At 69.8% G+C, this 23,082-nt stretch carries 14 protein-coding genes and 1 pseudogene; 6 read left to right on the top strand and 9 right to left on the bottom strand.

What is annotated here, in order from left to right; all coding sequences use genetic code 11:
* Positions 1 to 60: 60 nt before the first annotated feature.
* The 4 genes from ACZ7L6_RS19840 to ACZ7L6_RS19825 all read left to right on the top strand — a co-directional run bounded on the left by ACZ7L6_RS19840 (position 61) and on the right by ACZ7L6_RS19825 (position 4,734).
* Entirely contained in the window at positions 61 to 1,986 is a 1,926-nt protein-coding gene (locus ACZ7L6_RS19840) for a hypothetical protein (protein WP_471925535.1), read from the top strand.
* A gap of 83 nt (positions 1,987 to 2,069) precedes the next feature.
* Positions 2,070 to 2,966 carry a metal-dependent hydrolase gene (locus ACZ7L6_RS19835; RefSeq protein ID WP_471925533.1) on the top strand — a complete coding sequence of 299 codons (897 nt, stop codon included), beginning with the start codon at positions 2,070 to 2,072 and terminating at the stop codon, positions 2,964 to 2,966.
* Positions 2,966 to 3,988: a PDR/VanB family oxidoreductase gene (locus ACZ7L6_RS19830; RefSeq protein ID WP_471925531.1), complete on the top strand. Its 1,023-nt coding sequence runs from the start codon at positions 2,966 to 2,968 to the stop codon at positions 3,986 to 3,988. The genes ACZ7L6_RS19835 and ACZ7L6_RS19830 overlap by 1 nt, the downstream gene beginning before the upstream one ends.
* A gap of 56 nt (positions 3,989 to 4,044) precedes the next feature.
* Complete coding sequence (locus ACZ7L6_RS19825; protein WP_471925529.1) at positions 4,045 to 4,734, top strand: TetR/AcrR family transcriptional regulator; 690 nt, start codon at positions 4,045 to 4,047, stop codon at positions 4,732 to 4,734.
* Positions 4,735 to 4,737: 3 nt separating this feature from the next.
* Here ACZ7L6_RS19825 and ACZ7L6_RS19820 read toward each other — a convergent pair whose 3' ends face one another.
* The 9 genes and pseudogenes from ACZ7L6_RS19820 to ACZ7L6_RS19780 form a co-directional block, all read right to left on the bottom strand.
* Entirely contained in the window at positions 4,738 to 5,094 is a 357-nt protein-coding gene (locus ACZ7L6_RS19820; protein WP_471925527.1) for a 5-carboxymethyl-2-hydroxymuconate Delta-isomerase, read from the bottom strand.
* 28 nt (positions 5,095 to 5,122) lie between these two features.
* Positions 5,123 to 6,835 carry a SpoIIE family protein phosphatase gene (locus ACZ7L6_RS19815; protein WP_471925525.1) on the bottom strand — a complete coding sequence of 571 codons (1,713 nt, stop codon included), beginning with the start codon at positions 6,833 to 6,835 and terminating at the stop codon, positions 5,123 to 5,125.
* 76 nt (positions 6,836 to 6,911) lie between these two features.
* Positions 6,912 to 12,329 (bottom strand): pullulanase-type alpha-1,6-glucosidase, encoded by a 5,418-nt coding sequence (gene pulA / locus ACZ7L6_RS19810; RefSeq protein ID WP_471925523.1) that lies wholly within the window; start codon positions 12,327 to 12,329, stop codon positions 6,912 to 6,914.
* Positions 12,330 to 12,672: 343 nt separating this feature from the next.
* Positions 12,673 to 13,995 carry an alpha-amylase gene (locus ACZ7L6_RS19805; RefSeq protein ID WP_471925717.1) on the bottom strand — a complete coding sequence of 441 codons (1,323 nt, stop codon included), beginning with the start codon at positions 13,993 to 13,995 and terminating at the stop codon, positions 12,673 to 12,675.
* A gap of 433 nt (positions 13,996 to 14,428) precedes the next feature.
* Positions 14,429 to 15,138, bottom strand: a pseudogene (locus ACZ7L6_RS19800) (DinB family protein).
* A gap of 188 nt (positions 15,139 to 15,326) precedes the next feature.
* Positions 15,327 to 17,003 (bottom strand): glycoside hydrolase family 13 protein, encoded by a 1,677-nt coding sequence (locus ACZ7L6_RS19795; RefSeq protein ID WP_471925715.1) that lies wholly within the window; start codon positions 17,001 to 17,003, stop codon positions 15,327 to 15,329.
* Between the two features lie 188 nt (positions 17,004 to 17,191).
* Entirely contained in the window at positions 17,192 to 18,100 is a 909-nt protein-coding gene (locus ACZ7L6_RS19790) for a sugar ABC transporter permease (RefSeq protein ID WP_471925521.1), read from the bottom strand.
* 13 nt (positions 18,101 to 18,113) lie between these two features.
* Positions 18,114 to 19,118, bottom strand: a complete 1,005-nt coding sequence (locus ACZ7L6_RS19785) for a carbohydrate ABC transporter permease (RefSeq protein WP_471925519.1) — start codon at positions 19,116 to 19,118, stop codon at positions 18,114 to 18,116.
* Between the two features lie 109 nt (positions 19,119 to 19,227).
* Positions 19,228 to 20,499, bottom strand: a complete 1,272-nt coding sequence (locus tag ACZ7L6_RS19780) for an extracellular solute-binding protein (protein WP_471925517.1) — start codon at positions 20,497 to 20,499, stop codon at positions 19,228 to 19,230.
* A 381-nt stretch (positions 20,500 to 20,880) separates the two neighbouring features.
* Here ACZ7L6_RS19780 and ACZ7L6_RS19775 point away from each other — a divergent pair, with 381 nt between their 5' ends.
* Both ACZ7L6_RS19775 and ACZ7L6_RS19770 read left to right on the top strand, forming a co-directional pair.
* A complete protein-coding gene (locus tag ACZ7L6_RS19775) occupies positions 20,881 to 21,915 on the top strand; it encodes a LacI family DNA-binding transcriptional regulator (RefSeq protein WP_471925515.1) in 1,035 nt (344 codons plus the stop codon).
* 142 nt (positions 21,916 to 22,057) lie between these two features.
* Entirely contained in the window at positions 22,058 to 23,041 is a 984-nt protein-coding gene (locus ACZ7L6_RS19770) for a phosphatase PAP2 family protein (RefSeq protein WP_471925513.1), read from the top strand.
* The last annotated feature ends 41 nt before the right edge of the window (positions 23,042 to 23,082 follow it).

Raw genomic sequence — 23,082 nt, 5'->3', positions numbered from 1 at the left:
TTAGGGGCGCTGCCCGACCGCTCCTTGTGACCTACCGACGATTCGCTCGTTCTGCTGAACGTGCAGTCACAGGATGTCGCCCCGCGCCCCGCCCCTGCCTCGGACGATCCGGTCGTCGACGTCGAGCGGGCCGAGGCCGCGCTCGTCGAGCACTATCCGCGCCTTGTGCGGCTCGCCTACCTCGTGCTGCCGCCGAGCCTCGGCCGCAACCGGCGTGTGGTGACCGCGCACTCCCTCACCCAGCGCGCGCTGCCCCGGGGCCGGGCCGCGGCGACGCCCGTGATCCCGGCCCAGTCGACCGGGCGGGAAGGCGACCCCGGGTACGCCCTGCTCCGCCTGCGCGTGCTGCGGACGGCGCTGGAGGCGGGCCGGCCGCTGAAGCGCCTGGCCTGGCCCAAGCGCTCCCAACTGCCGCCGCTGCTGCCCCAGGTGTGGGGACTGCGTCTCTTCCCCAGGTCGGGCGGCGCCGACGAACTCGCCCTGGACCAGCGGCTGTCGGCGCTGTCGGGCCCGGCGCGGGCGGCCTACGTCCTGCGCGGCCTGGAGAAGCTCACCGACGACGACGTGGCCGAGGTGCTGACGGCGGCCGGTGTCGACGACGCCGACGAGGCACTGGAGGAGGCCGACACCGTCGAGGCGCAGTACGCGCTGCTCGACTCCCCGGAGTTCGACCCGTGCTCCCTCCAGGCCCGGCCCACCGACCTGATGCGGCGCCGACAGCACACGAAGGCCGCACTGGCCGCCGGGGCCGCCCTCCTGGTGTCCGGGGCCCTGCTCGGCCTGCCCGGCGAGGGCTGGAGCCCGGACGGCCCCGCCGCTCCCCCGTACGCGCAGAACCCGGCGGCCGAGGCCGCCCTCGACCCCGCCCAGCTGACCAAGGTCCCCGCGCTGGCCTGGCAGTCCTCCGCCCGCACCGACTTCTCCGTGTGGCCCGCGCGCGGCGACCTCACCGACGACTCGGCCCTGCTGCGCCGTGCCCTCGCCGTCTGGGCCCGCCCCGGCGAGAAGGTCCAGGTCTCGGCGACCCCTGGCACCCCGGCGGGCGGCCCGCCCGGCGCGCCGCAACTGCTGTACGCGGGGAGCATCGACAACGCCCGCGTGGTGATCCTCTACGACGGCCTGCGCATCGCCCGCTACGCCGAACCGCTGGACGGCACGGCCGGCGCCGCCCTCGACTTCTCCCGGGTGGACGGCGCGACCCGGGCGGAGGCCAGTGCGGTGGTGGTGAGCCGGGCCGACGGCAACGTCCGCTATCTGCTGGCGCCCTGGGTGAGGACGGCGGCGGAGCGGGACATGCTGAAGCCGCGCACCGGACCGATGAACCTCACCGTGACCGACGGTGTCACCGCGCCGATGGCGAGCCCCGCGACGCAGCAGACCGGCAGCTGCACCTCGTGGAACGCCCTGCAGCTGACCGACAGCACCGGCACCCGTCTGCTGACCGACCTCGCCGAACTGGTCCCGGCCCGTCTCACCACCGGCCGTCCCGGGTCGGTCAAGGACGCGGCCGGCCCTCAGGCGCTGCGCACCTGGGCGCCGTACTCCTGCTGGCTGGGCGCGATGCGCTCCGCGGGCGTACGGACCGTCAACGCCTGGGCCTATGCGCAGCAGGCGCTGCCGGACGGGACGGGATCGGCGGACTGGGTGTGCACGCGTGCCGAGACCTGGCGGGGCGGCGGAGAGCGGGTGCTGGCCCAGTTCCGGACGCCGGGTGCGACGCACGCCGCGGTGGTGGCCAAGGCACAGAACGTGTCGGCGTGCGGGGCGCGGGATCCGCATGTGCTGGCCGGGGTGCTGTGGAAGGCGCAGACGGGCGGCTGGTATCTGCTGGCGGCGGGCACCCGGGACACGGAGTCGATCCGGGCCACGGGCGGCGTCCGCGGCACTTCCGAGGGCAGCCTGCTGGCCGAGCGGGCCGAGCAGGGCGCCCAGGCCGAGCTGAAGGGCACGCTGGAGAGCGGTCGGTCGATCAACGGCCTCCAGTGAGCCACCGAGTCTTGCTGACAGTCGCGTAAATAAGGTCGTGCACGGGGGTTCACCCGCGACCTACCCGTCAGTACATTGACGCCATGTCTAATACGCAGGACCGGGTGCCCCTCAAGGCTCGCAAGGTGTCCTTCTCCTGGGACGACACGCCGTTGCACTGGGTGCCCGGGGATCCGTTCACCACGCACACCATCAACGTGCTGCATCTGCTCCTGCCGGCCGGCGAGCGGTGGTTCGTGCACGTCTACAAGCAGGTGCTGCCGTACATCCGGGACGAGCGGCTCCGCGAGGACGTCATCGGGTTCATCGGGCAGGAGGCGATGCACTCGCAGGCCCATGACGAGGTGCTGCCGCATCTGCGGGAGCAGGGGCTCGATCCGACGCCGTACACCGCGCAGGTGGACTGGTTCTTCGAGAAGCTGCTCGGGGACCGCACCCTGCCGCCGGGCCGGCCGCGGCGGTGGTGGCTCATGGAGCGGGTGGCGCTGATCGCCGCCATCGAGCACTACACCGCCTTCCTGGGCAACTGGGTGCTCAACGCCGACGCACTGGACCGCCGGGGCGCCGACCCGACCATGCTGGACCTGCTGCGCTGGCACGGCGCGGAGGAGGTCGAGCACCGGTCCGTCGCCTTCGAGCTGTTCATGCACGTCGACGGCAGCTACCGGCGCCGGGTGCGGACATGGGCGGCGGCGTTCACCGCGCTGGTGTTCCTGTGGCAGCGTGGCGCGCGCTTCTTCATGGAGAACGATCCGACGCTCGTCGACGGCAGGGCGAGCTTCAAGGACTTCTACGTCCGTGGCCGACGGGGCCTGCTGCCCACGACCGGCGACATGCTCAAGTCCATCCCCCGTTATCTGAGCGGCTCGTACCACCCCTCCCAGGAGGGCTCCACCGAGCAGGCCGTCGCCTACCTCGCCTCCTCCCCCGCCGCGTCGGCCGCCGAGACCGCCGAGAAGTCCGCGAAGGGTGCCGCCTGATGCCGAAGCTGAGGACCGTCGCCGTCGTCGCCGGTGCCGCCCTGCTCGCCCGCCGGGCGCTGCGGCGCCGCATCCAGGCCTCGCCGCTGTGGCCGATGCCCGCCCTGGAGGAGCCGGTCTCCGGGCGGCCCCGGTCGCGGGCGCTGCGTCTGCTGGTGGCCTCGCGCGAGGAGGTCGCCGAAGGGGTCGTACAACTCCGTCTGGAGGGACATGACTTGCCGCGCTGGGAGCCGGGCGCGCATCTCGACCTGGTGCTGCCCTCGGGGCTGGTGCGGCAGTACTCGTTGTGCGGCGACCCGGAGGACGGCTCGTCGTACACCGTGGCGACCCGGCTGGTCCCGGACGGGCGGGGCGGCTCGCGCGAGGTGCACGAGCAGGTGCGGGAGGGCATGGAACTGGAGGTGCGGGGGCCGCGGAACCGGTTTCCGCTGGTCGAGGCCGGGTCGTACGTGTTCGTCGCGGGCGGCATCGGCATCACCCCGATCCTGCCGATGCTGCGGGCGCTGCCCGAGGATGCCCAGTGGCGGCTGGTGTACTGCGGGCGCGGCCGCGCCTCGATGCCGTTCCTGGAGGAGGTCGAGAAGCTCGGCGGGGACCGGGTGACCGTCGTGGAGGGGGTTCCCGAACTCGACGTACTCCTCGCGGACGTGCCCGAGGAAGCCGCCGTGTACTGCTGTGGGCCGGAGGGGCTGATGGCCGTGCTGGAGGAGCGGTTCCCGCGGGTGCACCTGGAGCGGTTCACGCCGCGCACCTCGGGCGGCGATGCCTTCGAGGTCGAACTCCGGCGCAGCGGCCGGACGTTGACCGTCCCGGCCGACTCGACCGTACTGGCCGCCGTCCGCGCCGAGTTGCCCGACACGGCGTACTCCTGCGAGCAGGGGTTCTGCGGGACGTGCCAACAGCGGGTGCTGGAGGGCGAGGTGGACCACCGGGACGAGCTGCTGACGGACGCGGAGCGGGCCGACTCCATGCTGATCTGTGTGTCGCGGGCGCGGAGTGATCGACTCGTGCTGGATATGTGAACACCTGCGGTCGGTCCGGTCCGTTCGGGGCCGGATTCGATCGGTAAGGTGTTCGCATGACTACCGGGGTACGGCGAAGAATGGGAGTCGAGGAGCGGCGGCAGCAGTTGATCGGCGTCGCCCTCGAACTGTTCAGCCAGCGCTCGCCCGACGAGGTCTCCATCGACGAGATAGCGTCGGCCGCGGGCATCTCGCGTCCGCTGGTCTACCACTACTTCCCCGGCAAACTCAGCCTGTACGAAGCCGCGTTGAAGCGTGCCTCGGAGGAACTGGCGGGCCGGTTCGTCGAACCGCGGGAGGGGCCGCTGGGCGCGCGGCTGCTGCGCGTGATGCGCCGGTACTTCGACTTCGTCGACGAGCACGGCCCCGGTTTCTCGGCGCTGATGCGCGGCGGCCCGGCGGTCGGCTCGACGGCGACGAACGCGCTCATCGACTCCGTACGGCAGGCCGCCTATGTCCAGATCCTTTCGCACCTGCGGGTGGAGAACCCGCCCGCCCGTCTGGAACTGGTCGTCCGCTCCTGGATCTCGCTCGCCGAGTCGACGGCACTGATCTGGCTGGACGGCCGGCGCATCCCGCGCGCCGAGCTGGAGGTCCAGCTCGTGCACGACTTCGCCGCGCTGGCCGCCGTCAGCGCCGCCTATGACGACGAGATGGGCGACCTGCTGCGCCGCATGCTGAAGGACGAGCCGGCCGACGGCCCCTTCAGTGACCTGGTCGGCCGGCTGATCTCGCTGGCGTCCTGAGGCTCAGCTCTCGAACTTCCGGTACGACGGATCGAGGTCGCGCACCTCGGCCGACGCGTGCAGCGCGGTGCCCTCGGCGGGCTTCACATGGGTGCGCAGCAGCTCCAGTACGGCTTCCGTGAGCCGCACCTTCGTCTCGTCCGTACGCCCCGCCAGCAGCCCCAGAGTGACATGGACGATCGCGTGACCGTCCACGTCCCGCCCCACGGTCGTGTTCTCGGTGGCCCGGAACTGCGTCTTGCACGCCTCGTACTTCGCGGCCGCGATCTCGACCACCGCATCGTGCAGGGCCAGCGCGAAGCCGCTTCGGTCGAAGCCGTCGGCGAGCGGCGCTGAGTAGTCGACGGTGATCTGCGGCATGGGCACTCCTGTTCTACGGCGACAGCGCTCACCCTAACCTCAGCGCCAGCATCGCGATGTCGTCCTCCCGGCTCTGCCCGAAGCAGCCGAGCAGGGTGTCGCAGAACGCGTCGAGGTCGGACGGGGCGTCGGTGGCGGCCGTGCGCAGTTGCTCCATGGAGGTGGCCAGGTCGACACCGCGGGTCTCGATGAGACCGTCGGTGACCATGAGGAGCCGGTCCTTGCGGGACAGGATCAGCTCGCTCGGCTCCGGCCGGTCGAGGCCGAGCCCGAGCAGCGGACCGGACACGCGCGCGTACTCGGCGGTGCCCTCTTCCCGCACGATCAGCGGCGGGATGTGGCCCGCGTTGGCGATCCGCACCCGGCCGGTGGCGGGGTCGACGAGGGCGAGGCAGACCGTGGCGGTGACGTCGGGGTGATAGTGCTGCAGCATCCGGTCGAGCCGTCCGGCCAGCACCCCCGGGTCGCTCTCCTCGACGCAGTGGGCGCGCAGCGCGTGCCGCATCTCGACCATCACGGTGGCCGCGTCCAGGGAGTGCCCGACGACGTCCCCGACCGCGGTGAGCACCCCCTCGTCCGTGCGCAGGGCGGCGTAGAAGTCACCGCCGATCTCGGTCTGCCGGGAGGCGGGCACGTACCGCACGACGAGGTCGACGCCCGGCAGGTCGGGCAGCCGGTGCGGCTGGGGCAGGAAGCTGTGCTGGAGGGTGAGGGCGATGTCCCGCTCCGCCTGGTACATGAGCAGGGGTTCGGCGGCGAGGGCGGTGGCCTGGGCGAGGCGCTCCACGGGGAGGGCCGAGATGGGAACTGCCGCCTTGTGCCGGTGGGCGTCCGCGGGTTCGGGGTGGCTGGTCGCGCCCCGCGGCGGAGCCGCAGATCGATACAGCCCCGCGCCCCTTGGGGACGTTGCACATGCCGGTGTTGCGATACAGACCCGGGTTCGGCCTTCCTGGGCCGACGCCATCACCAGGTGCGCGTCCTCCCGGACACCGGGGTTGAAGAAGCCCTCGGGCCACAGGGAAGCGGGGACGACGGAGGTGTGCACGCCGGTGCGTCCGGCGGCCCCGCCCTTCGCCAGGCGAAGGATCAGGCGGGCCGCCGTCTCGTGGGCCGCCGCGTCGGGGAGGGCGAGGCCGCTGCGGGAGCTGCCGCGGTAGAGCTCGCCGTCCGAACCGGCGATGAAGACGACGGCCGGGGTGCCGGTGAGCCGGGCCGCGCCCGCGGCGGCCGCCTCGGCCAGCTCCGCCGGGCGGCGCGCCGTCTGGACGGCGACGATCGCCTCGGACAGCAGCGTCAGCCGGTGGGCGAGCGCTTCGGCGGCGGTGCGCCGGCGCGCCCCGCGGACGGCGGCCCGTACGACGGCCTCGATCTCGCCCGGCTCGGCCGGCACGGTCAGGTAGGCGTCGGCGCCCGCGTCCAGCCCCCGGCACCGGTCCCCCGCGTCCACGGACATGGCGGAGAAGTGGACGACGGGCAGCGCGGCCGTGGACGGCCGGGCCTTGACCCTGCGGCACAGTTCGAAGCCGCTCATGTCCGGCAGCCCGACGTCGACGAGGGCCACGTCGGGCAGGGCGCCCGCGCGCAGCCGTACGTCTAGCTCCACCAGCGCCTCGCCCGCGCTCGCCACCGGTACGACACCGTGCCCCGCGCGGCGCAGCACGGCGCCCATGGCGAAGCGGTTGGCCGAGACGTCGTCGACGACCATCACGGTCGTGCCGGACTGCATGCCGTAACCGTTCATCGTCGGGAGCCCCTGGATACGCACGAATGGGGCGGGCCCGGTCACCGGGTCCGCCCCACTCAAGGTAGTCGGCGTATCAGCGGGTTTGTGCGAAGACGGCGACAGTTCGCCCCGGAACGGCGAACGTGCCGGAATCCTGCTCATAGGACGAGGACTTGACGATAGGGTCCGCACCCGAGGCCTGCACCGAATGCAGCTGATAGCCCTGGCCGGCCAGCGAAACGATCCGCTGCTCCTGCTTCTCGGGCGTCGCGTTGAAGACGACGACGAGATCGCCGAGCCGCATGGTGATCACGCCGGGCGTCTCGTCCTTCCCGGACAGCGGGAAGGAGAGCTTCGACTGCACCTGGTCCGCCGTGTCGAGGGAGAAGACACCCTCCGTCGTACGGATCCGCAGCAGGTCCCGGTACGCCGCCGAGGCCCCCTCGATCTGCTCGCAGCCGACCTCGACGCTGCTCAACAGCGGCTTGGCGTACGGCCACTTGGAGGCGTTGTCGGGCGCCATCGGCAGCCCCCGCCCGAAGCCGTTGCCGTCGGCGCAGTTCCAGTGGATGGCGTTGAACCAGTCGCCGCTGTCGTAGGAGTTGCGGTCCAGCGACTTGGAGCGCAGCAGGTCGGTGCCGGCCTGGGAGAGGGCCGGGCCCTGCGAGAGGGTGGCCGTGGCCATGGCGAGGACCTGCATACGGGCGCGCTCGGCGACGCTCACCGAAGCGGGCAGCTTGAAGGCGAGGGCGTCGAACAGCGACTCGTTGTCGTGCGCGTCGGCGTAGGCGAGGGCGTCGCCGGGCGCGTCCGCGTAGCCGGCGGGCTGTCCGTTGTAGTCGACCTCGGAGCCCTTGACCTCCTTGCCGCCGGTGTCGGTGAAGCGGTAGCCGGCGAGGTTGCCGGACAGGCCCACCTTGATGAGGTCCTGGTAGTGCAGGAGACGGGCCTTCTGCTCCTCCGGAGTGCCGTTGTTCTTCGAGGAGTTGGGCTCGGTGTAGAGCCCGGACGCGAAGCCCTGCACGCCGGGGTCCTCGTCGAAGGGGCCGCCGCCGCGCACCGCGTCCCGCGCCCGGTCGGAGAAGGTCGCGATGCCGGTGCCGGTCATGTTCTTCTGCGTGGCCTGGACGAAGCGGGCGTCGTCGGCGACCTCGCCGAAGTTCCAGCCCTCGCCGTACAGGATGATCTTCTTGCCGTCGACGCCGTCCTCGGCGAGGGTCAGCTCGTCCAGGGCCTTGCGGACCGCCAGGATGTTGGCCTTCGGGTGGTGGCCCATGAGGTCGAAGCGGAAGCCGTCGACCTTGTACTCCTTGGCCCAGGTGACGATCGAGTCGACGACCAGCTTGCCCATCATGGCGTTCTCGGTGGCGGTGTTGGCACAGCAGGTGCTGTTCGCGACCGAACCGTCGGCGAGCAGGCGCTGGTAGTAGCCGGGGACGATCCGGTCGAGGACGGAGGTGTCCGCCTGGCCGCTCGCCGCGGTGTGGTTGTAGACGACGTCCATGACGACCCGCAGGCCGTCCTCGTTGAGCGCCTTGACCATCTTGCGGAACTGGACCGTGCGCGCGGTGCCGTCGGGGTCGGTGGCGTACGAACCCTCGGGGACCGTGTAGTGGTACGGGTCGTAGCCCCAGTTGAAGGCGTCCTTCGCGGCGATCTTCGCCACGCACTCCTGCTGCTTGTCGGAGTCGGCCGGGAAGGAGGCCAGGTCGCAGTCGACGGTCGCCTGCTCGGACTTCTTCTCCGGGATGGTCGCGATGTCGAAGGCCGGCAGGAGATGGACGTACGACGTGCCCGCCTCGGCCAGCTTCTTCAGGTGCCTGGAGCCCTCGCTGAGCTTGTCGGTGAAGGCGAGGTAGGTGCCCTTGTCCTTCGCGGGCACCGTCTTGTCCGCCACCGAGAAGTCCCGGATGTGCAGCTCCTGGATCTGGGCGGCGTTCAGCGGGGCCGCCTTGGGCTTGGTGTAGGTGGACCAGCCCGTCGGCGCCAGGGACCTGTCACGCAGGTCGACGACGAGGCTGCGCTCGGAGTTCGCGGTGAGGGCGACCGAGTAGGGGTCGGTGACCTTGTTGGTGACGACCTTGCGGACGCTGGGCGCCCAGACCTGGACGACGTACCGGTACGGCTTGTTCTTCCAGGACCTGGGGCCGGTGACGGACCAGATGCCGGTGGTGTCGTTCCGCTTCATGGCGACGGTGGAGTCGCCGATCTCCAGCTGGACCGACTGTGCCGTGGGTGCCCAGACGGCCAGCGTCGGACGGCCCTTGTCGAAGGTCGGCCCGAGGTCGGCCTTCGTCGCGCCGGAGTACAGGTCGTCGAGTACGCCGGCGATCTGGACGCCGGTCGCTGCCAGGACGGCTCCGTTGGCGGCGCGCTGGGAGGCGACGAGCTGGCCGCGCAGGGCCTCGCGGACCCGGTCGCGGTCGCGGGGGTCGACGGACCAGGCGGCGTAGTTCTTCAGGTGCGGGAACTTCGCCTTCTGGGCGTCGGTGAGGGAGGTCTTCGACAGGCGCAGCCAGCGCTCGTCGTCGCTGGTCAGCGCGCCGTCCTTGACGGCGATCGAGCCGTCCCGGCTGTACAGCAGCTGCGTGGAGGCGGCCGCCTCGGAGCCGTTCCAGGCGACCGTGTTCCGGTCGATCCAGACCGCCTTGGAGGTGGTCAGGTCGAGCGCGGCGGCAGAGCCCGCGGGCTGCGGGAGCAGGTACTTCTCCTGGCCGCTCAACAGCCACACCTCATGGCCGTTCGCGGTGAGGTCGAGCGACTGGTCGGCGGGCAGGTCCTTCTCGTCGCCCTTGTGGAGGATGTAGCTGAGGCTGGTCGCACCGTCGGTGAGCGGTACCTCGAAGACTGCGCCATAGGCATCAGTCTTGACCGGCTTCAGGGGGTTCGACCACTCGGTGGGGTTCGCGGCGCCCGTCCAGACGTGCAGGCCCCAGCCGTCGTAGTTCCCGTCGGCGCGGTGGTAGTGCAGGACGGCCTTGGTCTTGTCGGGGGCCGGGTAGTCGGCCGCGGGCTTCTCGGTGCGGACGGCCTCCTTGCCCTGCTCGACCCAGATCTCGCCGGTCTTGGTGACATCGATCGTGCGGTCGGCGGAGACGTCCTTGTTGCCCTGCTTGTCGATGACGAGGAAGCCGACCGACGAGGCGCCGGGCTTCAGCTTGACGTAGGCGAAGGCGCCGTAGGCGTCCCGGCCGACGAACGGGTGGCTGTCCGGCCAGTTGGTGGACTCGCCGTCGGCGAGGTCGCCCCAGGCGTACAGGCCCCAGTCGGCGTAGTCGCCGTCGGTGCGCTTGTAGTGGACGATCGCGTAGTCGCGGGAGGAGGCGGTCGGGGTCTCGGGTGCGGGCGGGGTGCCGGTGGTGGAGGCCGCGGTGGCGCTCGCGGTGCGGCCCGCCGAGTCGATGACGACCGCCTTGTAGCGCAGGGCCGTTCCGGCCTCTACGTCCTTGCCGATGACCTGCGTGACCTTGTACGGGGCGTGGTCGGCGGAGCCGAGCGTCTTCCACTTGCCGTTGCCGACCTGGGCGGCGAAGACGACGCGGTTGAGCTGACCGCCGTCGACGTCGGCGCCGATCTCGACCGTGCCGGTGGCGCCGGTGGCCGGGGCCTTCAGGGTGAGCGTCGGCTCGGTGGCGGGCTTGGCGAGCTTGCCGGCCGCCCTGAGGACGACCGCCGAGCCGGCCGGGACGGTGACGGTGAGCTTCTTGTCGCCGTCGCTCTTGACCAGGTCACCAGTCCCGTAGATCCCCTTGAACGCCATGTCGGCCGAACCGGTCGCGAAGGTCGCCGTCTTCGCCTCGCCGGCGTTGTTGAAGGCGACGACGTACTCGGTGCCCGTCCTGGCGTCGGTGCGGGAGAAGGCGTAGATCCCGGCGCCGTCGGCCGCGTACCGCTCGGTCTGGACTCCGTCGGCGAGGGCCGGGTTGGCCTTGCGGAGCTTGGACAGGGCGCTGATCTGCCGGTAGAGCGGGGCGCTCGTGTCGTAGGCGTCGCTCGCGTGGGTGCGGTCCGTGCCGAGCTGGTCGTCGTCCAGGTAGTCGGCGGTCTTCGAGGCGAACAGGGTCTGGCGGGCGTCCTTGTCGCCGCCGGAGCCGGTGAAGCCCTGCTCGTCGCCGTAGTAGACGACCGGGTTGCCGCGGCTGAGGAACATCAGCTCGTTGGCGAGCTTGTCCTTGGCGAGGAGTTCCGCGTCGGTCGCCTTCGGGTTGTCCTGGTGCAGGAAGTACCCGATGCGGCCCATGTCGTGGTTGCCCAGGAAGGTGACCTGCTCGTAGGCGTTGGCCTTGTCGGTCGTGTACTTGTAGTCGTCGCCGAAGACGCCCGCGAGCTTGCGCGCGCTGCCGCCCTGGGAGGCGTACTGCCGTGCCGCCTCCTGGAAGGGGAAGTCGAGCGTGGCGTCGAGGCGGCCCTGGGTGACGTACGGCGAGGTGATGTTCGTGTCGGCGGAGTAGACCTCGCCGAACATGAAGAAGTCGTCGCGGCCCCGCTCGGCCGCGTAGGAGTCGAGGGCCGTGGCCCACTGGGTCCAGAACTCCATGTTGACGTGCTTCACGGTGTCGATGCGGAAGCCGTCGATGCCGAAGTCCCGCACCCAGCGCTGGTAGATCCTCTCCATGCCGCTGACGACCTCGGGACGCTCGGTCCACAGGTCGTCGAGGCCGGAGAAGTCGCCGTGGGTGGAGCTCTCACCGGCGAAGGTGGAATCGCCCCGGTTGTGGTACATCGTCGGGTCGTTGAGCCACGACGGGACCTTGAGGTTCTTCTTCGCGGCGGGGACGGTCGGGGTGCGCGGGAAGGAGTCGGCGTCGACCGCCGGGAACCTCCGCGTGCCGTCCGCGTAGTCGGCGTCGTCGAAGGGCTTGCCGTCCTTGGTCAGGTAAGGGAAGGCGCCCTTGGCGAGGTAGTCGTAGGACTTCTCCTCGTAGTCGACGACGTCGGCGGTGTGGTTGGTGATGACGTCGAAGTAGACCTTCATGCCCTTGGCATGGGCCTTGGAGATGAGGGTTTCGAGGTCCTTGTTCGTCCCGAAGTGCGGGTCGACCTGGGTGAAGTCCGTGATCCAGTAACCGTGGTAGCCGGCCGAGGCGTTGGCCCCGGTGCCCTGCACGGGCTGGTTCTTGAAGATCGGCGCCATCCAGATGGAGGTGGTGCCGAGGCCCTTGATGTAGTCGAGCTTCTTGGTCAGGCCCTTGAGGTCGCCGCCCTGGTAGAAGCCCTTGTCGGTGGGGTCGTAGCCGGTGGTGAGGCGGGTGCCGGTCAGGCCGCCCTTGTCGTTGCCCGGGTCGCCGTTGGCAAAACGGTCCGGCAGAACGAAGTAGAACTGCTCACGGGTGGCGTCGTGCCGGGCGGGCTCGGCGGCGAGCTTCGCGTCGGACGGGGGCGCGGGCGGAGTCTCCGCCTGCGCCGCGAGGGGCTGGACGAGCGCTGCGGCCAGCGCGGTCGCGGCGACCGCAGCGACCCGTCCGATATGGGCGGTTCGGCGCCTCGACGGCGTCGGCCATCTCGGTATCACAGATGGACTCCTTGCGATTACGGCTCTTTGGGTCCGACCCCGCGCGACCGTATCGCCGCCGTAAGGATTACAGCAAGAGGCTTGAAAGCATCGGCAAGAATTTTCACCTGAGCGCTCAGCAGGGCGAGTTGGTCCCGGTGAGCAGGCCCAGCCGCCAGGGCAGCGCCTTGTAGGGACCGGCCCGGGCCATCGGTGGGTGCCGCTCGTGCCCTCGTCGGGCGATCTGATCCTCGACGTCGTGGACGGCCGGATCATGTACGTCGAAATACTCGGACGGCCACCCCTGCGCCGGCGCGTGCAGCCGTGACAGGGGTGGCCGTGGTTCACCGGAGCGCTGTGCGGATCAGCAGCCGGCCTTGTCGGCGTAGATCGCCAGGGCGGTGTTGGAGCCGAGGGTGGCCGTGAACTGCCCGCTGGAGTTCACCGTCACGGTGGTGTTGTTCTGCACGTTGCAGTACGTCCCCGCGGGCAGCGACGTCTGGTACGTGCGGCTCAGCGAGCCCGACTCGTGGTTGATGGCCACGAAGCCCTTGCTGCCCCGCCCGAAGGCGATGGCGTCGCCCCCGTTGTCCCACCAGTTGGTGACGGCCTCACCGCGGGTGGCGTTGCGGAAGGCGACCATCGACTTGATCTCCGGCCACTTGTGCTGGCACTTCCAGCCGTCCTGCCAGCAGGCGTTGACCGTGCCGCCGTTGGGCGGGCCCGCGTCCGCGTCGGACCACTCGTAGCCGGAGTTGACGTCCGGGGCGCCGTAGGGCCAGGCGAGCATGAAGACGTTGGCCAGGGTGTAGTTGGCGCCGTCCTTGTAGTTGAGCGTGGAGCCGTTGCGCTCGGTGTCGTGGTTGTCGACGAAGACACCGGCGACCGAGCTGCTCATGTAGCCCCAGCCCTCGCCGTAGTTCTTCAGGTAGGCGAGGTTCTCGTTGTTGAAGACGCGCTTGAGGTCGTAGGCGTAGCGGAACTCCTGGACGTCGCCGTTGCCCGTGTACTCGGTGGGCTGGACGGCCTCTCCGCTGCCGTAGATGGCCTCCTGCTTCCAGTACACCGACGGATTGCTCAGCCGGGACTTGATGTTGGCGAGGTCGGCGGCGTCGATGTGCTTGGCCGCGTCGATGCGGAAGCCGTCGACGCCGAGCGAGAGCAGGTCGTTCATGTAACCGGCGATGGCCCCGCGGACGTAGGACTCCCCGGTGTCCAGGTCGGCGAGGCCCACCAGCTCGCAGTGCTGGACGTTCCAGCGGTCCTGGTAGTTGGAGATCTGGCTCGTGCAGTCGTCGAAGTCGTACGACGAGTACAGGCCGGGGTAGTTGTACTTCGTGTACGACGAGCCGCCGGTCCCGGTGCCGCTGCCCGCCGACATGTGGTTGATGACCGTGTCGACGACGACCTTCACGCCGGCCGCGTGGCAGGTGTTGACCATGTTCTGGAAGGCCGTACGGTCGCCGAGGCGTCCGGCGATCTTGTAGCTCACCGGCTGGTACGAGGTCCACCACTGCGAGCCCTGGATGTGCTCGGCGGGCGGGGAGACCTGGACGTAGCCGTAGCCGGCGGGGCCGAGGGTGTTGGTGCACTCCTTGGCGACCGAGGCGAAGTTCCACTCGAACATCACCGCGGTGACGTCCTTGGTGCCGGGCGGGGCGGCGGATGCGGTGCCGCCGGGAGTCATGACGACGGTGGCTGCGGCCGCGGCCAGCGCGGTGAGGGCGGCGGTCGTGCTACGGCGCCTCGGGGGCGCCTGCCATCTGGATATCACGGGCGAACTCCTTGCGAATGCGGCTCAGTCGGATCCCCCCTGCGCCGCGGCGCGGCTTCGTTGCCGGGCGCCGGCGTGAACGTACCGCCGCGAAAGGTTTACAGCAAGAGAGTTGAAACTCATAGCAAGTTCTTTCACCCGCAACCTTGACGTGCACGTCTCAACTCCCGCACGCTCACCACTTGTTGAGTCCCCGATCCCTGATCGACATCCCGGACATCCTGACAGCCCCTTACGGAGCCGCCCATGACCTCCGGACCCCGCTCCCCTGGTCCCTCCGCCACAACTTGGAGACGACGGACGACGACGTCCGCTCGGGCATCGCGGTCTCTGCCGTCCGTGGGCGTCAGCCGCGCGCCCGCCAGAGGTCGCGGAGCAGGGCGATCTCGGCCATGTGGTGGATGAACTCCAGGTTGGCGCCCCACAGGACGGCGATGAACGGCTCGTCGGGGTCGGAGCCGTACGGGTACCGGGAGAAGCCGACGGTGTCGAGTTGCTCGTCGGTCATGGTGCCCACGGCGTCGCGCCAGCGGTCGATCACCGGCCAGAAGCGCTCGAGCGTCAGGGCGGCGGAAGGGCTGAAGTCGACCATCTGCTCGGCGTCCTGGCACCGTTCGCCGAAGGTCCACTCCCATCCGCCGGCGAACTGGTAGTGCAGATGCCCCAGCCGCCACGCGATGGTGGTGACCGGTGTCGCGTCGGGTTCCACCGGGCCGGTGTGGGCGAGGATCTGCTCCACCCGCTCGACGCTCACGCTCCAGTCGTCGGCGATCTTCTCGACCGACATGCCACCGGCGGCCTGGCGGGCGACCTCCTCGTACTCGTTCGCCGGGATGTCCGGGGCGCCGAGGCCGAGCACCCAGTCGCCCGGCCCGAACGCCCTGGGCGTCGTCGCCTCGTCCCGGCGCCGGGGGGGGACCAGCAGCCGGGTACCGGCTCCCACAGGTACTCCTCCTCGCCGAGCCCCGTCAGCCGCACCTCGGCCATCTCCCTGGCGCGGTCGAACTGGTCGAGCAGCAGTCCGAATCGGTCGGTCCGCACGCCACTGGTCTCCATGCCCGGCTCCCCTCGCGGTCATGTACCTCGCCACGCTCAGGCGGAGGCTGACGGCTCACGTCGCGGGGCGCGACAGATTCAGGGCGGGCCCAGGGCCGGCCATGGCCGCACATGCCCGCACACGGCCGCGCATGGCCGCGCATGACAAAAGGGCCCGCCGAAGCGGGCCCTCTCTCGTCGCCTGACCGTCAGGCCGTCGTCCACCACACCGTCGTGTCCGACGGGACCTTCGTCTCGCCGTCCGCCTCGGTGATCTCGCCGCTGGTGAGCAGGACGCGGCCGTAGGCCGGCAGGGTCACGGACTCGCCGCCGGTGTTGGCGACGCACACGAACTCCCCGCGCCGGAAGGCGAGGACGCCCTCGGGTGCACGCAGCCACTCCACCGCGTCGCCGGCGCCGAGGTCGGGGTGTTCGCGGCGGGCCGCGAGGGCGGCGCGGTAGAGCTCCAGGGTGGAGTCGGGGTCACCGCTCTGGGCCTCGACGCTGAGCTCGCCCCAGCCCGCCGGCTGCGGCAGCCAGCTGCCGCCCGCGCCGAAGCCGTACGACGATCCCGTGCGCGTCCAGGGGATCGGCACCCGGCAGCCGTCACGGAAGCCGTCCTGGCCGGCGCCGCGGAAGTACGCCGGGTCCTGGCGCACCTCGTCGGGCAGGTCGACGACGTCCGGGAGACCGAGCTCCTCGCCCTGGTAGACGTATGCCGAGCCGGGCAGGGCCAGCATCAGCAGGGTCGCCGCGCGAGCCCGGCGCAGGCCCAGCTCACGGTCGCCGGCCCTGCGGATCTGGGTGCCGAGACCGGGCGGGTTGGCGAAGCGGGTGGCGTGGCGGGTGACGTCGTGGTTGGACAGGACCCACGTCGCCGGGGCGCCCACCGGGCGCATCGCCTCCAGGGTGCGGTCGACGACCTTGCGGAGCTCCTCCGCCTCCCATTCCGTCGACAGGTACTGGAAGTTGAAGGCCTGATGCAGCTCGTCGGGGCGGACGTAGTTCGCGGTGCGCTCGACGGTCGGGGTCCACGCCTCGGCGACGAAGATGCGCTCACCCGCGTACTCGTCGAGGATCGTGCGCCACTGCCGGTAGATGGCGTGCACGCCGTCCTGGTCGAAGAACGGCATGACATCGTTGCCCAGCAGCTTGAGCTGATCGTGGGAACCAAGGTCGGGAAGCCCATCCGCCTTCACCAGGCCGTGGGCGACGTCGATACGGAAGCCGTCGACGCCCATGTCGAGCCAGAAGCGCAGGATCGAGCGGAACTCGTCGCCCACCGCCGGGTGGTCCCAGTTGAAGTCCGGCTGCTCGGGGGCGAAGAGGTGCAGGTACCACTCGCCGGGGGTGCCGTCCGGTTCGGTGACCCGGGTCCAGGCCGGGCCGCCGAAGATCGACTCCCAGTCGTTGGGCGGGAGTTCGCCGTTCTTCCCCTTGCCGGGGCGGAAGTGGTAGCGGTCCCGGAGCGGGGAGCCGGGGCCCTCGGCCACGGCCCGCTTGAACCACTCGTGCTGGTCGGAGGAGTGGTTCGGGACCAGGTCGACGATGATCCGCAGGCTCAGCCGATGGGCGTCGCGGATCAGCGCGTCCGCGTCGAGCAGGTTGCCGAACATCGGGTCGACGGCCCGGTAGTCGGCGACGTCATAGCCGGCGTCGGCCTGCGGGGAGGCGTAGAAGGGGCTGAGCCACACGGCGTCCACGCCGAGGTCGCGCAGGTACGGGAGTCGGGAGCGTACGCCTTCCAGGTCGCCCATGCCGTCGCCGTTGCTGTCGGCGAAGCTGCGCGGATACACCTGGTAGATCACCGCGTCCCGCCACCAGTCGCTGCGCTTGGCTTTGGCGGGGCTCGGTGCCGGGGCGATGGCGGAGTGCTGCTGGCTCATGGCGTCCTTGATGCGTAACGAAAGTCGGGTCACGGATTAATGGTGCGACGTGCAGGTTTTCGGCGTTTTGCGGAAGTCCGGGGATCTCGGGCGCACGGATGTGAGGCGGCCGCGGTGACAGCGGGGTCGGATGGGCACCGCGGCCGCCACCCGCGCGGCAAGGCGCGGGAGTCGTGGTGAGCCTCGGCTCAGCCCTTGGTGCCGCCCGCGGTCAGGCCGGTCACCAGGTTCTTCTGCACGAGGTAGAAGAACGCCGACACGGGTATGGCGATCAGCACCGCGGCGGCGGTCATCAGATTGCGCTGCGCGTCGTGCTCGCTGATGAAGCTCTGCAGGCCGACGGCGAGCGTGTACTTCTCGTCGTCGAGCATGAACGTGGTGGCGAAGGCGACCTCACCGAAGGCGGTGATGAAGTTGTAGAAGGCGGCGACCGCCAGGCCCGGCTTGGCGAGCGGCAGGATCAGCCGGAAGAACGTGCCGAAGGGGGTCAGCCCGTCGACGCGCCCCGCCTCGTCGATCTCGAACGGGATCGTGTCGAAGTAGCCCTTGAGCAGCCACGCGCTGTACGGCACCGCGGTCGCGCAGTAGACGAGGACCAGGCCGAGGTAGCTGTCGATCAGCTGCAGTTCCGAGAGGATCTGGTACATCGGCACGATGAGTACGGCGATCGGGAACATCTGGGTGACCAGGAGCACCCACATGAGCTTCCGGTAGCCGGGGAACCGCATGCGGGAGACCGCGTAGCCGGTGGTGGCGGCCGCGAACACGCCGACGACGGTGGTGCCGAGGGAGACGATCAGCGAGCTCTTCAGCCAGTCGAAGAAGCCGGTGTGCTGCAGGACGAACGCGTAGTTGTCGAACGTCATCTTGTCCCAGATGCCGCCGGGGTGGAGGTAGTCGTCCTTGTCCGGGCCGAGGGACAGGAAGACCAGCCAGGCGATCGGGAACAGCGCGATCAGACTCGCGACGATCAGCACGCCGTGGGAGGCGAAGGAGCCGGCGAGGCTGCGCCGGCCGCGGCGGCGGGTCCTGCGCGGGGTGGCTGTGGTCATGGAGTCCTGCTTGTTCACCGGGGTCTCAACAGTGGTCGTACTCATGGGGACTCCTGCCTCAGATCGCGAGCTGCTGGTCGTTGCGGTTCAGCCAGCGGCGGTAGAAGGAGGTGAAGACGATCAGGATGGCCAGCAGCAGGATGCCGTAGGCCGCCGACTGCGCGAAGTCGCGCGGCTGCTGTCCGAAGCCGAGGTAGTACGCCCAGGTGACCAGGATCTGCGCGTCGGGGGCGGTGTTGCCGAACAGCAGGAAGATGATCGCGAACTGGTTGAAGGTCCAGATGACGCCGAGCAGGACGACGGTGGAGCTGACGGACCGCAGGCCCGGGAGGGTGACGTGCCGGAACCGCTGCCAGGCGTTCGCGCCGTCCATCTCGGCGGCCTCGTACAGCGCGGAGTCGATGGACTGCAGTCCGCCGAGCAGCGAGACCATCATGAACGGCACACCGCACCAGGTGTTGACCATGATCGCGGCGAACCGCTGCCAGAAGGTGTCCTCCAGCCACAGCGGCGTCGGCAGATGGAGCGTGTCCAGGAACGAGTTGATGATGCCGCTGTCGGCGAGCATGAACCGCCAGCCGAAGACGGTGACGAAGGTGGGCACGGCCCACGGCAGGATCAGGATCAGCCGGTAGAAGGTGCGGCCGCGCAGCTTCTGGTTGAGCAGCAGCGCGAGGCCCAGGCCGATGCCGTAGTGGAGGGCGACGCAGGCGGCCGTCCAGACGATCGTCCAGATGAAGTGCGACCAGAAGCGGTCGTAGGCCGTGTCGCCCCACAGGATGTCGGCGTAGTTGTCGAGCCCGATGAACTTGTACGTGGCGTCGATGTGGTTGACGCCGATCGTGCGGGCCGTGTTGAGGCTGTTGGCGTCGGTGAGCGTGAGGTAGAGGCCGTACACCAGGGGGTACAGCACGAGGACGCCGAGCACGACCGCCACCGGGGCGATCATCGCGTACGCGTACCAGTGCTTCTGGTATCCGTGCCGCAGACGCTGCCCCAGCCCGGGGCGTCGCCCGCGGTCATCGCGGCGCTTGCCGGTCGCACGGTCGATGGCGACTGTCATGGTTCGACAACCTTCTCGAAGATCAGCTGATCAAGGGGTGTACGGCGCACAGGCCGGTGACCGCCGGATCGCTCCCCCCATCGCAGGGCGATCCGGCGGCCACTCGGGGTCACTTGCTGAAGTCCGGAACCAGCTTGGCGATGGCGACCTCGGCGTTGCTCAGACCCTTGTCCAGGGACTCCTTGCCACCGGCGATCTTGGGCAGCTCGGTGTCCAGCGGGCCCCACAGGGAGCTGTACTCGGGCAGCGCCGGGCGCGGCTGGGCGGCGGCGAGCACGGTCTGGTAGCCGGCGATGCCCGGGTCGGCCTTGACCTCGGCGGTGTAGGCGTCGTCGCGGGTCGGCAGCGTGGAGTTCTTCAGAGCGATGGTCGACTGGGACTTCGCGGAGGTCATGAAGTTGACGAACTTCAGCGCGGCCTTCTGGTGCGCGGCGTCCGAGCCGGCGTAGACCGACAGGTTGTGGCCGCCGGTCGGGGCGCCCGCCTTGCCGGTGGAGCCGGCCGGGACGGTGGCGATGCCGAGGTTGGACTTGTCCTTGAAGGCCGAGCCCTTGTAGAAGTTCGTGATCTCCCAGGGGCCCTGGACGATCGCGGCGACCTTGCCGTTGACGAACGCGTCCTGGATGTGGGCGTAGGCGTCGGCGGTGGTGTCGGCCTTGTGCAGGCCCTTGCCGTCGAAGAGGCTCAGCCAGGTGCCGTACGCCTTCTTCGCGGCGGCCGAGTTGACCGTGATCTTCTTGGCGCCGGCGTCGACGGTGTCGGTGCCCTCGCCGTACAGGAACGACTGGGCGTAGTAGGCCTGGGTGGAGCCCCAGTAGCCGTCGACACCGGTCTTGGACTTGATCGTGGCGGCGGCCTTCTTCAGGTCGTCCCAGGTCTTGGGCGCCTCGACTCCGGCCTTCTCGAACAGGGCCTTGTTGTAGACGAGCGCGAGGGTGTCGGTGACGAACGGCACGCCGTACGTCTTGCCCTCGTACTTGGCCTGCTCGAGCAGGTTCGACTTGAACTTGTCCTGGTCCGCGAGGGCCTCGGTGCCGTCGAGCGGGAGCAGGTAGCTCTTCTTGGCGAAGGCGGGGGTCCAGCCGACCTCGGAGCGCAGCACGTCCGGGGCGCCCTTGGAGCCGGCGGCGGTGTCGAACTTGTTCTGGGCCTGGTCGAACTGGACGTTGACGTACTTGACCTTGATGTCCTTGTTGGCGGCCTCGAACTCCTTGATGAGAGCCTTGTACGTCGGCGCCTCATTGGTGGCGTTGGAGGTGTCCCACCAGGTGATGGTCACCGGACCGCTCGAGTCGCTGCCACTGTCGTCCCCGCCGCCGCAGGCCGTCGCCGCGAGGGCGAGGGACGCCACCAGCGCGCTGGCCGCTATGCCACGCCGCATGAGATCTCCTTGAGGGTGAAAGCCCGTGTGGTGCAGTGCCGGCCCCGTCTGCCTGGCCCTGCTGTCTTGCCGACTGCGCCGTTGCGGCGGCCGGGCGACGTGAACGTAACAGCGATGCAATCCTTGCGAAAGACCTTGCAGAAAAAAAGTGCAAGAGATCTCGGAAGTTATCCGGGCGTGACCGCTCGGCGACCGCCGTGAGACGCTTCTTTTCAGGGGTGGAGCGGCACAGAGGGTGGTTGTGCAAGACTCTGCAAGCTCTTGCCATCACTTTCACTAGGGAGCGCGATGAGGCAGCAGCCCGCACCGGGCCGGTCAACAGGCCGCCCGCGGCGTCCGATTGGTGTGCAAGGCGAGATCCGCCCGGTACAGTCCAGTGCCGTGACCACACGGCTTGCCGACATCGCTGCTCAGGCGGGGGTGAGCGAAGCGACCGTCAGCCGCGTCCTCAACGGCAAGCCGGGCGTCGCCGCCACCACTCGCCAGTCCGTGCTGGCCGCACTCGACGTGCTCGGCTACGAGCGCCCGGTGCGGCTGCGGCAGCGCAGCGAGGGCCTGGTGGGCCTGATCACCCCGGAGCTGGAGAACCCGATATTCCCGGCGCTGGCCCAGGTCATCGGCCAGGCACTGACCAGGCAGGGCTACACCCCGGTGCTGGCGACACAGACCCCGGGCGGCTCGACCGAGGACGAGCTCACGGAGATGCTCGTCGACCGAGGAGTGGCCGGCATCATCTACGTCTCCGGTCTGCATGCGGACACCACCGCCGACATGCAGCGCTACGAGCGGCTGCGCGCCCAGGGCGTCCCCTTCGTCCTGGTCGACGGCTTCTCCCCCAAGGTCCAGGCGCCGTTCATCTCCCCCGACGACCGGGCGGCCATGACCCTGGCGGTCACCCACCTCGCCTCCCTGGGCCACACCCGCATCGGCCTGGCACTGGGCCCCAAGCGCTTCGTGCCTGTCCAGCGCAAGATCGAGGGCTTCGTCCGCGCGATGCAGGACCAGCTGAACCTGCCGGCGGACGTCATAGAGACCGAACTGGTCCAGCACTCCCTGTACACGCTGGAGGGCGGCCAGGCCGCCGCCACCGCCCTCATCGACCGCAACTGCACCGCGGTGGTCTGCGCGAGCGACATGATGGCGCTGGGCGCGATACGGGCGGCCCGCCAGCACGGTCTGGAGGTCCCGAAGGACATCTCGGTCGTGGGCTTCGACGACTCCCCCCTGATCGCCTTCACCGACCCGCCCCTCACCACCGTCCGCAAGCCGGTGCCGGCGATGGGGCAGGCCGCGGTGCGCACGCTGCTGGAGGAGATCGGCGGGACTCCGGCGCCCCACAGCGAGTTCGTGTTCATGCCGGAGCTGGTGGTGCGCGGTTCGACGGCTTCGGCGCCCGGGAACAGGAATCACTCATAACTCGTCCCCAAGGCGGAGAATCCCGGCATCCAGCCCTGCGTTGGTAGGAGAATGGGCCTGTACGCCCGCCGTAGAACGTGCGTCCTGAACCCACCCGAGGGATGATCGGTCGGGGAAAGCAAATCTGGCAGACTCTGTGCCTATGGGTGACACGACCGTGACGACACTGGAAGGCCGGGAAGCGGCCGTTCCGCACCCTGTCACGGACAAGGCCGGTCAGAACCTCCTGAACCGCCTGCGCACCCCGCGCCGCCCCCGCCTCTGGTTCGAGATCCTGCTGATCGCGGTGAGTTACTGGACGTACTCACTGATCCGCAACGCGGTGCCGGAACAGAAGGCGGAGGCCCTCCGCAACGCCGACTGGCTCTGGAAGCTGGAACACCACCTGGGCATCGCCGTCGAGGAGTCGATCAACCATGCCGTCAACTCGGTGACTTGGCTCATCGTCGGCATGAACTATTACTACGCGACCCTGCATTTCATCGTCACCCTGGGTGTCCTGGTCTGGCTCTACCGCAGCCACCCCGGCCGCTACGCGGCGACCCGCCTGGTCCTCTTCGCCACCACGGGCGTGGCCCTGATCGGTTACTACCTGTACCCGCTCGCTCCCCCACGGCTGATGCTCAACGGCGGCTTCATCGACACGGTCCTGGTCCACGACACCTGGGGCTCGATGGCCTCCGGCGACCTGAAGAACATGTCGAACCAGTACGCCGCGATGCCGTCCATGCACATCGGCTGGTCCGTCTGGAGCGGCCTGACGATCTTCGCCCTGACAAGGACCCCTTGGGCACGCGTCCTGGGCCTGCTCTACCCCACGGCCACCCTGATCGTGATCGTCGCCACGGCCAACCACTTCTGGCTGGACGCGGTGGGCGGCTTGATGTGCCTGGCGTTCGGCTACACGGTGGCACGCCTGTGGTACGGAGCGTTCCCGCACGCACTGCCGAGGCGGGTGGTGCCACCACACACGCACCCGCAGTCGCCCACGGCGGGCAGGGGACGTGCCGGGGGGTGTCCGCCCGCAGCGGCGGGCGTCAAGGAGCAGCCCCTCTTGAAAGACAGCAACCGCCCGACCGAGGACGGACACCCCCCGGCGCGGCCCCGACCCACGACACACGCGTAGGCGCTACGCGCACCCCCACCGGGACGGCAGGGGCGCCGCAG

The sequence above is a fragment of the Streptomyces sp. NPDC107522 genome, assembly GCF_055657525.1.
Note: the sequence above shows the minus strand (reverse complement) of the source record. Positions and strands in the feature narration are given on the sequence as shown.

Coding starts and splice junctions, on each gene's coding strand:
- ACZ7L6_RS19825 (WP_471925529.1), top strand. CDS start 4,045: ATGACTACCGGGGTACGGCGAAGAATGGGAGTCGAGGAGCGGCGGCAG.
- ACZ7L6_RS19830 (WP_471925531.1), top strand. CDS start 2,966: ATGCCGAAGCTGAGGACCGTCGCCGTCGTCGCCGGTGCCGCCCTGCTC.
- ACZ7L6_RS19820 (WP_471925527.1), bottom strand. CDS start 5,094: ATGCCGCAGATCACCGTCGACTACTCAGCGCCGCTCGCCGACGGCTTC.
- ACZ7L6_RS19785 (WP_471925519.1), bottom strand. CDS start 19,118: ATGACAGTCGCCATCGACCGTGCGACCGGCAAGCGCCGCGATGACCGC.
- ACZ7L6_RS19770 (WP_471925513.1), top strand. CDS start 22,058: ATGGGTGACACGACCGTGACGACACTGGAAGGCCGGGAAGCGGCCGTT.
- ACZ7L6_RS19795 (WP_471925715.1), bottom strand. CDS start 17,003: ATGAGCCAGCAGCACTCCGCCATCGCCCCGGCACCGAGCCCCGCCAAA.
- ACZ7L6_RS19815 (WP_471925525.1), bottom strand. CDS start 6,835: ATGAACGGTTACGGCATGCAGTCCGGCACGACCGTGATGGTCGTCGAC.
- ACZ7L6_RS19790 (WP_471925521.1), bottom strand. CDS start 18,100: ATGAGTACGACCACTGTTGAGACCCCGGTGAACAAGCAGGACTCCATG.
- ACZ7L6_RS19805 (WP_471925717.1), bottom strand. CDS start 13,995: ATGACTCCCGGCGGCACCGCATCCGCCGCCCCGCCCGGCACCAAGGAC.
- ACZ7L6_RS19780 (WP_471925517.1), bottom strand. CDS start 20,499: ATGCGGCGTGGCATAGCGGCCAGCGCGCTGGTGGCGTCCCTCGCCCTC.
- ACZ7L6_RS19835 (WP_471925533.1), top strand. CDS start 2,070: ATGTCTAATACGCAGGACCGGGTGCCCCTCAAGGCTCGCAAGGTGTCC.